The organism is Mycoplasmoides alvi ATCC 29626, assembly GCF_000701785.1.
Lineage (GTDB): Bacteria > Bacillota_I > Bacilli_A > Mycoplasmatales > Mycoplasmoidaceae > Mycoplasmoides > Mycoplasmoides alvi.
In genome coordinates this window covers 87,259-101,121 of sequence record NZ_JNJU01000001.1, presented here as the reverse complement: position 1 = coordinate 101,121, position 13,863 = coordinate 87,259, and the positions used below count along the sequence as shown (strand labels likewise).

Sequence of the window (13,863 nt, the reverse complement as noted above, 5' to 3'; positions counted from 1 at the left end):
TAAAATATTAATTTGTAAATTAACTTAAATTTTTTAAATTAGTTTTTAATTACTTAAAATAATTAATATATTTTTATATAATATTTGGGTGTAAAAATATGGCGATTATGGCGAAGTGGTTAACGCACCTGACTGTGACTCAGGCATACGTGGGTTCGATCCCCATTAATCGCCCCATTTATAAAAAATCACATTAGTGAGTATAAAAAATAATGCAACAGTCAATTTAGATGTTGCATTATTTTTTTGTTTTTAATATTAATTTAAGTTTACTTTTTATTAACTAAATACCTAACTTATAGAATAACAAATTTTAAGTTATTAAATTCATAATTTTATTGAGGTAAAAATTATGAACACACAAATATCAGAAAAAAGCTTTAATTTAAATAAAAATTGAAATCAAACTGATTTATCTTATGAATATGCTAAAATGGCAATAAAATGTTTATATTCAAATAAATATAGTGAGCAAAAATTAAAAGATATAATAAATGATTATTTTTTAAATGCAAAAAATAAACCAAACTTAAAGTTTATTGATGATTTATTAATCCAAAATACCAAAAATTACTTGATACTTTCAAAAAATATTGATATGTTAATGAAATTAAATGAATTAAAAAAAGTTGAACAACGCATATCTTTATATTTTAAAGTTATTAAAAATGCTTTATTAGAAGCAAGAAAAAATGATGAATATATTATTCAAGTTCAATTTGATTTTATTGAATTATTTTTATATGCAAATTGATTTTTAAATGAACCTAAAGAAGCTATTGAAATTTTTAATGATACACTTTTTATTTCATTTAAATACCCAGATACAACCTTTCAAGAACAATATGAAATATGCATAAAAACAGCAAAGAAAATTGATAATGACAATATGGAAAATAAAAATATTGCAATTACATTAAAAAATATTTTTAAACATTTTATTTGAAATTCAAAAATTATTAATAGTTGAGAAAAACAAATAAATGCTCCTATGAATGCTGAACAACAATCTTTAAAAAATAAAATTTATGAATGAATTTTAATACATTATTTATTACCACTTTACATGTGCCTAAACAGATATTATAAAAATGATGAAAAATTTAAAGTGATTTGTCAAAAATTGTATGAATATCATGTGGATAATAATCTTTTATTGGAAATAATAAATTGAATGATAAATACAATTGATCTTGTAAATGAGATAGATAATAAGCAATTAAACAAATTTTATTTACTTGTAAAAAAAGAATGTGAAAAATTAATATGCAAAAAAAAGTTGTTTAAAAATGTTCAATTAACTAAAACAAATTTAAGTTAAATATTTAAGTATAAAAAATAATTTAAGTTATTAAATTTAATTTAAACAAATTTAGAGTTATAAAATAAAATGTTACTTTTTTGCTCAGTGAGTGAAAAGTAACATTTTAAATTAATTGCCCTTAATATTTATAAAAATAGTTAAGATCCAAACAATTCTTCATTAGTAGTAATTTTATTTTTTGGAAAAACTCTTGAAGGATAACCATTTCACTTATTAACTAAATTTAACTCAGCATCAGAAACAATGACTTGCTTAATGCTATCACCCAAGTGTGCACCTACAATCATATAAACAGTTGTAGAAAAACCTGCATAATATAAAACTTCTCTATTTTTTGACGGATCAGATTTCAAAAATCCAGCAAACACATAATATTCCATTGGTGTTTTATTATTTAAAAATTTTAATCATCCTGTTGCATCAGGAATACTATTATTAAATGAACTACTTGAACTTCTTAAATCATTAATTTTTTTAATAAGTAGTCCATCTACTGAATCTTTAATTGTTTCGTCCAATTCACGAGGATGTGCTTTAAATAAAATTTGTAAATTTTCAGGTTTAACACCTCGATTTATCTCTAACTCGTATAATTTCATTACTCGTTTAGCTTCTTCTGTAATTATTGAATCATCTGGTGTGTTTACATTATTAAGATGCATTAATCTACCAGAATAAATTACACTAGTTTTATTGTTTAAAATATTTTGATTTTGTTCAAAAATACCAAATGAATCTAAAAATAATTTTTTGCTATCAACATTATAAGAAGCATAAACATCAATGATATCAGCATTAACAGTATAGTAAGGATCAAAATAAGATAAATTTTTAACTTTTTGGTCTAAACAAGATGATGGTAAAGCGTTGTCGTTGATGTCTAAAATAGTTTCACACCCAGGAGTAAAATATTTAGTTGGTAAAATTCCATCTTTATCAGGAAATTGCATTGTAAATAATGATTCTAAAATTAATGCTCCATAATATTTGTAGTTCTTTAATTCACTTAATGCCTTTTCATCACCACTTTTAATAGTTTCTCGTATTCAAGAACTTAAACAATATTCCTTATTGGCATCATCCCAATAATTTTTTGTTTCAAATAATAATTTAGAAATATCTGTTCTTCAATTATCAAATGCAGTTGTTCCATCTGCAATCATGTTGATTGAACGCATTTTAGCTAAAATCCCAATTTGGGACAAAATTGCATCATTAGCTTTGTATAAGTCTGCATTAGTACCAATAATGTAAGAATCAATATATTTGGTAACAAATGTCATAACTTGAAAATCCTCAAGATAAAAATCAACAACCTTATTTTGACTAGTAATTTGATCTAATATAGGTTCAATATCTTCATTGTGAAATTCAAAAAAAGACCAATAATCTCGCCAATCATTAATAAGTTGATAATGAAAATTAGGAAATTTTTCTTTTGCATCCATTATTGGTTTTAAAATTTTGGAATTAATACCTGGATTATTATCTTGGTCATCTTTCTTACAAAAAAAATAAATTTCTTTTGTTGGATTAACTTCTAAAACTTTAATTAAATGGGCCATTCCCCCATATTTATACATTACTGAATTTCAATTTATTGAATACATTAAAACATTATTTTTAGAGTTAGCTTTTTTAATTGCATCAGCTAAAAGTCCTTGGTTCTGTGTTCGCAAATTATAAGTTGCTTCAGTTTCTTTTTGACGGTTTCTAAAAACTGGTTTTACTCTTACATTTTCTTGATTCAAATTAGTTGAATCACTACAAGATGTAGAAAACAAAGTTATGAATGTTGTTACACACACACACACAAGCAAAAAACATTCAACTAAAAATTTTTAATAATTTCTTTAATTGAAATTTAAACATATATTTCCTCTTTTTTTAAAACCAAAAGAAAGTAAAATTATTTCTTGCCTTTTAATTTGGTATCAACAACTTCATTTGTAACTGATTTTGGTGCTTCAGCATAATGACTAAATTGCATGATATAGTTACCACGACCTTGAGTAAATGAACGTAAATCAGTTGCATAACCAAACATCTCACGTAATGGAACTTTAGCTTTAATAACTTGGATATTATCACGTTGTTCAGTTCCCTCAATGCTACCACGACGAGAACTAATATCACCCATTGCATCACCAAAATTTTGTTCTGGAACAGTAACCTCAATAGCCATAATGGGTTCTAATAGAACTGGGGCACATTTTTTACCAGCTTCTTTTAAAGCCATTGAAGCAGCTATTTTAAATGCCATTTCATTACTATCAACCTCATGGTATGAACCATCATGTAAAATGGCTTTGATATCAATCATTGGATAACCAGCTAATGGTCCATTATTTAAAGCATCTTCCAAACCTGCTTTAACAGGTTTAATATATTCTTTAGGAATTCTTCCACCAACAATTTTATCTTCAAATTCAAAACCTTTATCATGGTTAGGTTGAAATGTAATTACAACATGACCATATTGACCACGACCACCAGATTGCTTAATGTATTTCCCTTCGACATCAGCTTCTTTAGTAAATGTTTCCCTATAACTAACTTGAGGTGCTCCTACATTAACTTCCACTTTGAATTCTCGACGCATTCTATCAACTAAAATATCTAAGTGTAATTCTCCCATTCCTGAAATAATAACTTGACCAGTTTCTTCATCAGTATAAGTTTTAAATGTAGGATCTTCTTCTGCTAATTTACTTAAGGCAATACCCATTTTTTCTTGATCTGCTTTAGTTTTTGGTTCAACAGCTAAAGAAATTACTGGTTCAGCAAATTGCATTGATTCTAAATGGATACCTAAACCTTCTTTTGCTAATGTATCACCAGTTGTAGTATCTTTTAAACCCACAATTGCACAAATATCGCCAGCATAAACTTCATCAATTTCATTTCTTTGCGAAGCATGCATTTTTACTAAACGCGAAACTCTTTCTTTTTTATCCTTACCAACATTAACAACATAAGAACCAGAAGTCAAAACTCCAGAGTATACACGAACAAAAGTTAAACGACCAACAAATGGATCTGTAGCTACTTTAAATGCTAAACCAACAAAAGGAGCATCATCAGAACTTAAAACTTCAACTTCTTGATCAGTTCTATCATCAATTCCTTTGGCAGGAGGAACATCGATTGGTGATGGTAAATAATCAACAACTGCATCTAACAATGGTTTTACACCCTTATTACGATAAGCGGTCCCACAAATAACTGGAAATAAAGTTGCATTAATTACACCTTTACGAATACATTTTTTAATTTCTTCAACACTTAATTCCTCACCACCAAGATATTTTTCCATACAAGCATCATCAAAATTAACAACTTCTTCAATCATCTGGTTGCGCATCTCATTAGCTTGTTCTTTTAGTTCTGCTGGAATTTCAGTTACTTTATAATTTTCATTTGGTCCACCATCAAAATTTAAAGTTTTCATTTCAACTAAATCAATAATGGCATTAAAATCATTTTCAGAACCAATTGGTAATTGAATGGGTACAGCTTTGACACCTAAACGAGAATGAATTGATGCAACTGCTCTTTCAAAATTAGCTCCAGTTTTGTCCATTTTATTTATAAAAACGATTCTTGGAACCTTATATCTTGAAGCTTGTCGTCAAACAGTTTCAGTTTGGGGTTCAACTCCCATTTGTGCATCTAAAACAGCAACTGCACCATCTAAAACACGGAGTGAGCGTTCAACTTCAACTGTAAAATCAACATGTCCGGGTGTATCAATTAAATTTAAATTACAATCTTTTCATGTAACAGAAGTTGCAGCTGAAGTAATTGTTATTCCACGTTCTTTTTCTTGCTCCATTCAGTCCATTGTAGCAGCACCTTCGTGGACTTCTCCAATTTTGTGAGTTTTTCCTGAATGAAATAAAATTCTTTCAGATGTAGTTGTCTTACCAGCATCAATATGCGCCATAATACCAAAATTACGGTATCGCTCTAAAGGGACAGTTCTAGACATATTAAATTAAAAATTCTCCATAAAAATAAATAGTTTTCAAAAATAAATATTTATTAGATTAACTAAAAAATTATCAACGCATGTGAGCAAATGCTTTGTTTGCTTCTGCCATTTTATGAGTATCATCACGTTTTTTAACTGATGCACCAACATTGTTAGAAGCATCAATTAATTCATTAGCAAGTTTTTCTAACATTGTTTTTTCATGGCGTAAACGTGAGTACATAACAATTCAACGCAAACCCAATGTAATTTTTCTTTCAGGGGAAACTTCTGTTGGAACTTGATAATTAGCTCCAGCAATTCTTCGTACTTTTAATTCCAAACGTGGCATTACGTTTTCTAATGCTTTGTTAAAAATTTCTAGAGGATCTTTTTGAGTTTTGTTTTTAATAATTTCAAAAGCTCCATAAACAATGTTTTGTGCTTGACCTTTTTTACCTGAATACATAATTGCATTAATTGCTCTAGTAACTAAAGGAGAGTTAAAAACTGGATCAGGTAAAACTGTTCTTTTTTTAGCTTGATTTTTACGCATTTTTTAAATTTCTCCTTTATTATTTCTTTTTAGCAGTAGTGCCATCTTTTGGTCTTTTAGCACCATATGCAGAACGTTGTTGTCTACGCTTTTCAACACCTTGTGTATCTAATGTTCCACGAACAATATGATAACGCACACCTGGAAGATCCTTAACACGACCACCACGTAATAAAACAACTGAGTGTTCTTGTAAATTATGACCTTCTCCTGGAATATATGCCAAAACCTCAAATCCATTAGTAAGTTTTACCTTAGCATATTTTCTTAAAGCTGAATTTGGTTTTTTAGGAGTCATCGTACCAACACGTGTACACACGCCACGTTTTAATGGTGAGTTTACAGTTGTAGTTTTCTTTTCCAAAGTATTTAAGTTTACTAATAAAGCTGGTGATTTAGATTTTTTGATTTTTCTTTTTCTAGGTTTACGAATAAGTTGTGAAATTGTTGCCATGATACCTCCTTAAGATAACAACTATTTCCAGTGTATAAATCTGTTATTGATAACGCATAAGATTATACTAATATATAAATTATTTTTTGAATTTATTTGTAAATGTTTATTACAACATGTTTTTAAATTGAATTTAAAAATTTTTTATAGGTTACTTTGTATTATTCAAACTACTTTTTTAATGCTTTTCACTATATTGATATCCTTAGATAATAAATCTTATTTAAAGTTAAATTAATTCCGTGGTTTACGTTTTGTAGGAGATACTGATATATTTTTTTTGAAAATAGAAATTAATGAAATTGGAACATAAGAAAACATAAAAAATGGATACATAAAAATATAACCAAATAACTTAATAAATTTACAATCTATTTGCTTATATTGTTGAATAATAACAATTAATCCAATAAGAAAAAAATTTAAATAAAATCCAAAAACAATGGCAATTGGAGTAAAAATTCAATATTGTTGAATTTTAAAAAATAAGTCCATTTTTTCGGATTCAGAAACAAAAATTAATATTATTGAAAGTAATAAATAATTGAACAAATTAAGTAAAAAGAAAACAATTTGTGGAAAAATTAATGCAAAATTTGCATAAATTGATTTTTTATTTTTGTTTGAATTAATTTTACATAAATCTTTAAATTCACTTTTACCATAAATTCTAAATACTTGTAAAAATCCTTTACATCATCTCAATCTTTGTTTATACGAATCTTTAAATTTAATTGGTTGTTCATCATAAAAAACAGCATCATCTACATAACCACATTTAACATTATTTAAAGACAAAAATTGAGTAAATTCAATATCATGAGACAATGAATTAAAGTCTCAATAATTAGTAAGTTTTAAAATACGATTTGTAAAACAAAAACCAGTTCCATTAATTCAACTAGTCATATTTAATTTTTCACGTGAGTAATTCATGTATGTTGATTCTTTAATAAATTGAATTGCATAACTTGCAGAAATTCAATTGTCTTTACAATTAATAGAATTACGAAATGTTGTGATAACCTCACAACCTGTTTTTAATTTAGAAACAACTTTTTTTAATCAATTTTTATCAACAATATTATCTGAGTCAAAATAACAATAAGCATCATATTCTATTTTAGATTCTTGAATGTGTTTTAATGCATGTTGAATAGCAAAATTTGCACCTTTATATTTATCATTAAATCTTTCTAAAACAGTAATTCTGCCATTAAATTTTTTACTAATTTCATTGGCAATTTTTGCAGTGTCATCTGTACAATTGTCTGCAACTACATAAATATGAAATAATTCTTTGTTATACACCTGATTTAATAACGAATGAATAACATCCTTAATAACAACAGCTTCGTTTTTAGCCGCTATTAAAATTGCAATTTTTGCTTCATAATTTTCATTATTAGAAGATAAATTTACTAAAGATGAGTTTTTTTTTTTTTTTTTTGAACATACCTATTATGAACAAGAAATAATCATAAAAGTTAAACAAAATGAATAAAATTGATAAAACAAAACCAAAAACAAAAAATATATTAGCAACTAATGACATAGAAACTTTTAAATTCCTAAGGTACTAAAAAATTAATTTATGTAATATAAAATTTTAACAAAATAAAATAAATAGTAATATTTTTGTTTATTAAATTATTTATTAAAAATCTTTTTTGAACTAATTAATTTAAAAAAAATATATTGATGTTAAACATAAAATGTTATTAAAATGGTAAACATAAATTTGAAAAATTTATAATTTACAAAACAAATATTTATTTTTTAAAAATTTTTATTATTTTAAGATTGCAGTTTTCAAAAAATAGTTTCATTTCTTAAATTAACTTCTCTCAAATTTAAAATAGGAAATAATGAAACTAAAATAAATGGCAAACAAATCAAAAATGTTCCTAAAAAAATTTGAGAATTTAAAATTCAAGAAAAAAATCAATCATTATTGGTTCATCAAATAACACCTGCTAAAACATGAAGAAATAATTTGCAAGAAAGAAGAACTAATGAAAAACCAAAAAATAAAAAAAATGAGATAATCTTTTTTAATTGTTGTTTTTTGTAAATTGTTAATTTGTAATTAAGGTTATAAAAACAAAAAATTGGTAATAAAACCCAATATGAAAAAAGATATTCTATGATAATTTGGATTGGATTAATTAAACCTGAAGATAATGGTAATGCTAAAAGTGGACCTAAAATGCCAAATAAAAGTGCATAACGAAATTTATCAAATGTAATTAAAGCTAATAAATAAAAAATTACATCAACTTCAATACTTCATCCACCAAAAATTTTTCAAAAACTAAAAATAAATTTTAATAATAAAAAAATAGAAAGTAATAATCCAACAAGCAAAATATAATAAAGATTAGATCTCAAATTTAGATGAATTTTATTTTGTAAATTATTTATTTGATAACTTACTAATGTAAGTTCTTTTTTATACTTGAAAAATCATCAAAAAATACCAAATATTCCAAAAAAATAAATAAATATTCATTTAATTTTTTTTAAAAAAAATACTTTTAAATTTCAATAAACAAAAAAAGGAATAAATGATAATAAAATATTTATTACTAAAAAAATAATAAAAAAAAATCAAGGATTTACAATTATCTGATTTTTAGAAAATTCATTAATTCCAATAAATATTTGAATATCAAAAATTCACAAAAATAAAAAACAAATTTCTAAAATGTTTAGAAAACAATTTAATAAAATCAAAACAATTTGTATTAATAAAGTTTTTTTAAAATTTTTAAGCAACAAAAAAGTATTAAACCATTGGTTTCTAATCAAAATTTTTTTATTGATAAAATGTTTATTTGTTTTTTTTATTCAATTTACTTCATCTTCTAAAGAAATGTTACTAACAATCATTTTTATGTTATTTAACCAATTATAGAAATTAAATAACAGAGATAAAATAATGGTCTGCTTACGCTAGTGCTAACTAGATCAAGTTCAAGAGTATATTCTCAACTATTTAATAAATAATAAATAGTACCTCTGCCATTTAATACACTAATTTTAAATTATAAAAATATAAAAATAAATTAATAAAATTTAAACAACAAAACTTATTGTCTTGTTTGGAATAAAAATAATTTTTTTAATTTCTTTGTTAAGTAAATATGGTTTTGTTTTTTCACTATTTAAAAAAACAAATTTTATATTTTCTTCAGTTTCATTTATTTTAAATTCATGACTATCTCTAAACTTGCCATTTATCATGCAAGAAATTGTCACATTATTTACAATTGTATAATTTGGATTAAAAGTTGGCATAGATAATTTACTTACGCTCACATCATTTCCCAAAAATTCATTTAATTCTTCAGCAATAAAAGGACAAATAAAACTTAAAATAATATTAAAGCCTTCTAAATATTTTTTGGGAATGTCATCCATTTTGTAACAACTATTGATAAATACCATCATTTTGCTAATTAAAAGATTAAATTCCTTTTTATCTAAATGATTTATTGCTTGTTCAATAAATTCATGATAGGCTCTTTTAAAATTAGAATCAGAACTTTCTTCAGATAAATTATCAATTTTAACTTTATGAAACAATATTCATACACGATCAATTCACTTTCTTGCACCATCAAGACCAGATTGATTTCAGACCAAAGAAGCAGTTATTGGACCCATAAACATTTCATATAATCTTAATGCATCTGCTCCATGAGAAATACAAATATCGTCTGGATTAATTAATGAACCTTTTGATTTTGACATTTTTGAACCATCAGAATTTAAAATCATTCCTTGATTAATCAAATTCATAAATGGTTCGGGAGTAGATACAATACCAATATCATATAAAAATCGATGCCAAAAACGAGCATATAATAAATGTAAAACTGCATGTTCTTGACCGCCAATATAAATATCTACAGGTAAAAAACGATCAAAATTTTTTTTAGCTTCTACACTATTTATAGGTAAATATTCATCATTGGTATTATTTTTTACAAATACTTTCATTAAATAAGCTAAATAATATCAACATGATCCTGCTCACTGAGGCATAGTATTTGTTTCACGGTAATAAATTTTATTTTCAATTAAAACATTTGTTCAATTGATGGCATTTGCTAATGGGGGCAAACCATTTGGATTAGGACCAAATGAATCCATTGATGGCAAAACAACAGGTAAATCTTCAATTAAAAAAACTTCATTCTTTTCATTAAATAAAATTGGAAATGGTTCTCCTCAATAACGTTGTCGAGAAAAAATTCAATCATGCAATTTATATGTAGTAGCTTTTTTACCGATTTTGTTATTTTCAATAAATTTGATCATTTGTTCAATTGCATCTTGATTATTTAAACCATTTAAAAAATCTGAATTAATATGTTTACCATCACCAACATAAGGTTCATTTAAAACATCAACATGGTTATCTGTATCAATAACTTGAATAATTTCTAATTTGTGTTCTTTTGCAAACAAATAATCTCGGTTATCATGAGCAGGTGTCCCCATAATTATTCCAGTACCATAATTATGTAGTACATAATCGCCTATTCAAATTGGGATTTTTTTATTGTTGATAGGATTAATTGCATATGCTCCTGTAAAAATTCCACTTTTATTCTTCTTATCTTTTCTCTCAATTTCAGATTTGTTACTAACTTGAATTAAATAATTACTAATTTGATCTTTATATTTTTGATCAATGATTGAAAATAATGATTTATTTTCTGGAGCAATTACTAAAAAAGAAACTCCAAATAAAGTATCTGGTCTTGTTGTAAAAGCTGTTAATTTAATTTCTGAATTTTCAACAACAAAATCAACTAATGCTCCTTCGCTTTTTCCTATTCAATCTCGCTGCATTTTTTTAATTGATTCAGTCCAATCAATTAAATTTAGTCCTTCTAGAAGTTTATCTGCATATTTAGTTATTTTAAGAATTCATTGGCGCATATTTTTCTTAGTTACTAAAAAAGATCCACGCTCACTTACTCTATTGCCATTGGAATCAATAAGAACTTCTTCATTTGCTAAAACAGTCCCAAGATCTTCACATCAATTAACTTCAATATCAGCAATTTCTGCCAATCCATGTTTATAAAGCTCATTAAAAATTCATTGAGTTCACTTATAATAATTTGGATTTGTTGTATTAATTTCTAAATTAGAAGGGTGATCAAAACCCATCATTTTTAATTGGTGCCTAAAATTATTAATATTTTCCTCTGTAAATGAAGCGGGATGCTTATTTGTTTTAATAGCAAATTGTTCTGCTGGCAATCCAAATGCATCATAACCAATAGGATGAATAACACTATAACCACAAGCTTTTTTGTATCTACTAATAATATCTGTTGCAGTATATCCTTTTATATGGCCAACATGTAATCCTTTGCCAGAAGGATAAGGAAACATATCTAGAACATAAAACTTAGGTTTTGATAAATCATCAATAAACATGTATGTATTTTTTTTATTTCATACATCAATTCATTTTTTTTCAATCAAATTATGATTGTATTCCATTATATAAATCCTAAAATTTTATCTCTTATAACTTGTTATCAAATTATATATTTTTGCTTTTATAACTAACAATAAAACTAAGAAAAAAATTAAAATGATAAAAATAAATTTTTAACTTTGTTAAATTTAAAAAATAAATATCAATAAATTTGCCTAAAATATTTATAAATTTTAAAAATTATTTAAAAGCAAATAAGACATATAAAAAGAATAGTAGAATATTTGCAATTTAGGTTAAATTAATTATTTACATAAAAGTATATTAGTAATGAGGAAATAACATGAAGTTAGTATCTAACACACACACACACACACACAAGGCAAACAATAAAAAATTTAAAAAATGAATTTGATTTTCTTTTATAGTTATAAGTTTTTTTTCATTTACAAATTTATTAACATCATGTTCAACTGACACTGAAACTAATATCTCAAAAAATAATAATACATATACAAATCCATGTGAAAATATAGACATTAATGGTAAAAGTAAAATTTATGAATCAAGAGCTAATAATGAAAATTTAATGCAAGATGCCATTCAAAAGGCTAAAGAAACAAATAATGTTATTTTTTACAGTATTAATTGATGAGCTGTATTGCACAAATATGGTTTTATCTCACATCTATTAAAAATTTTAGAAATAAATAACAATAAAGAAATTTATATTTTTAGTAATGGTCAACAAGTTAATGAATCACTTTTAAGTCCAATCTTAAATGATAAAAATAAATTTCCTAATGTACATTTTATTAAAATCCAATGAAATGATTGAAGTACCTTTAAATTTCATTATAAAGAAATGGAACCCATCATAAATGATGTTTTATCCCGAAATAAAGTAATTGATTCTTATTTTGATGATTATGCATTATTAAAACCATTATCTTTTTATCTTGATAAATATAATCAATATAAAGATCAAACTATACCTGAATCAGAATTAAATAACATCAATAGTTTGATTTATGAAAATTACAAAATATTGTTTAATACTAGATCTATTAATTTAATTGCTGATGGAACTGCATCATGAGATTTTTATGATCCAAAATATTACAATTTTTTAAATGATTTTAAAATTGGATATGATAATGAGAATCAATGTTTTCCACTATTGAATTATACTAGAGATGAAATATCAAAAAGTTTTAATGATTCTTATTGAAACACTGAATTAAAAGATAAAAAAAATTCTGGTGGTATATTGTTATTTTCATTAATTTCATCTTTTAAAAAAATAAATAATATTCAACAATGCAAATATTTTGTAGCTGGAACAAATACTTTGTTAGACTTAAATGAAACTAAAACAAATCAATATCCATCTACAATGATCCCAGATTACATTATTCAAAAAGGTTTTTGAGATCCTTATTATTCTATTAATTCAAAAATTATCAGTTTATATAATAGTTTTAATTTAGATACAAAAAAATTATTTTTAAGTATTTTAAACATTAATGAACAATCTAAAGAAATTCTTAAAAATAAAAAAAGCATTATTTATTCAGGAGTTTTAATGGAAAATGATAATTTACTTTTAAGTGAATGTCAAAGGATTATTAAACTTTACAATATACACAAAGATGCAAATAAAACTACTCAAATAGTATATAAAGCGCATCCACGTGAAAATAATAATTATCAGGAATCAATAAAAAAGAAATTAAAAGAGATAGAACCAACATTTGATGTTGAAAATTCAATAAGTTTTTTAGATAAAAGTGTACCAATGGAATATTTCGTTATGGAAGGGTTTACAAAATCTGATCCATCTATAAATAGTGATGTTATTTATTATTCTGGATTTTCTACTACTGTTTATCTTTTAGATGGAGATAATTTGGCAAACACAATTTATCAAGTAATTGTTTCAAATGATAATTTTAATTTAATAAGAAAATGAAATGGTTATCCTTCAAGAGTTTTTCCAAATAACAAGATAATAACAAATGATTTGTTATTTAATGATAAGTAAACTCTATTTATTGAACAAAAATCTTATAGCATTTTATAACTTTCTCAA

General features: G+C 24.7%; 9 protein-coding genes, 1 tRNA gene and 1 riboswitch. Of the genes, 3 read left to right on the top strand and 7 right to left on the bottom strand.

Translation table 4 applies throughout. From position 1 onward, the window contains the following. Positions 1-101 precede the first annotated feature (101 nt). Positions 102-177, top strand: a tRNA-His gene (locus tag T383_RS0100370). A 175-nt stretch (positions 178-352) separates the two neighbouring features. After that, a complete protein-coding gene (locus T383_RS0100365) occupies positions 353-1,321 on the top strand; it encodes a hypothetical protein (RefSeq protein WP_033159695.1) in 969 nt (322 codons plus the stop codon). Between the two features lie 140 nt (positions 1,322-1,461). Here the strand turns inward: T383_RS0100365 and T383_RS0100360 are convergent, their stop codons facing one another. The 7 genes from T383_RS0100360 to leuS all read right to left on the bottom strand — a co-directional run bounded on the left by T383_RS0100360 (position 1,462) and on the right by leuS (position 11,833). Next, positions 1,462-3,132, bottom strand: a complete 1,671-nt coding sequence (locus tag T383_RS0100360; protein WP_156940223.1) for a hypothetical protein — start codon at positions 3,130-3,132, stop codon at positions 1,462-1,464. 101 nt (positions 3,133-3,233) lie between these two features. Further along, positions 3,234-5,315, bottom strand: a complete 2,082-nt coding sequence (gene fusA / locus T383_RS0100355) for an elongation factor G (protein ID WP_033159693.1) — start codon at positions 5,313-5,315, stop codon at positions 3,234-3,236. A 70-nt stretch (positions 5,316-5,385) separates the two neighbouring features. Continuing rightward, on the bottom strand, positions 5,386-5,853 hold the full coding sequence (rpsG, locus tag T383_RS0100350) for a 30S ribosomal protein S7 (protein WP_033159692.1): 468 nt from the start codon (positions 5,851-5,853) through the stop codon (positions 5,386-5,388). Positions 5,854-5,872: 19 nt separating this feature from the next. Further along, positions 5,873-6,307 carry a 30S ribosomal protein S12 gene (gene rpsL, locus T383_RS0100345; protein ID WP_033159691.1) on the bottom strand — a complete coding sequence of 145 codons (435 nt, stop codon included), beginning with the start codon at positions 6,305-6,307 and terminating at the stop codon, positions 5,873-5,875. 234 nt (positions 6,308-6,541) lie between these two features. Continuing rightward, positions 6,542-7,678 carry a glycosyltransferase family 2 protein gene (locus T383_RS0100340; protein ID WP_033159690.1) on the bottom strand — a complete coding sequence of 379 codons (1,137 nt, stop codon included), beginning with the start codon at positions 7,676-7,678 and terminating at the stop codon, positions 6,542-6,544. 426 nt (positions 7,679-8,104) lie between these two features. Next, positions 8,105-9,199, bottom strand: coding sequence for a hypothetical protein (locus T383_RS0100335; RefSeq protein WP_033159689.1), 1,095 nt, complete (start codon positions 9,197-9,199; stop codon positions 8,105-8,107). Positions 9,200-9,236: 37 nt separating this feature from the next. Beyond that, a riboswitch (TPP riboswitch) is annotated at positions 9,237-9,340 on the bottom strand. Positions 9,341-9,385: 45 nt separating this feature from the next. Beyond that, a complete protein-coding gene (gene leuS / locus T383_RS0100330; protein WP_033159688.1) occupies positions 9,386-11,833 on the bottom strand; it encodes a leucine--tRNA ligase in 2,448 nt (815 codons plus the stop codon). Between the two features lie 281 nt (positions 11,834-12,114). Between leuS and T383_RS0100325 the strand changes: the two genes are divergently transcribed. Continuing rightward, entirely contained in the window at positions 12,115-13,815 is a 1,701-nt protein-coding gene (locus T383_RS0100325) for a hypothetical protein (protein WP_033159687.1), read from the top strand. Positions 13,816-13,863: the final 48 nt, after the last annotated feature.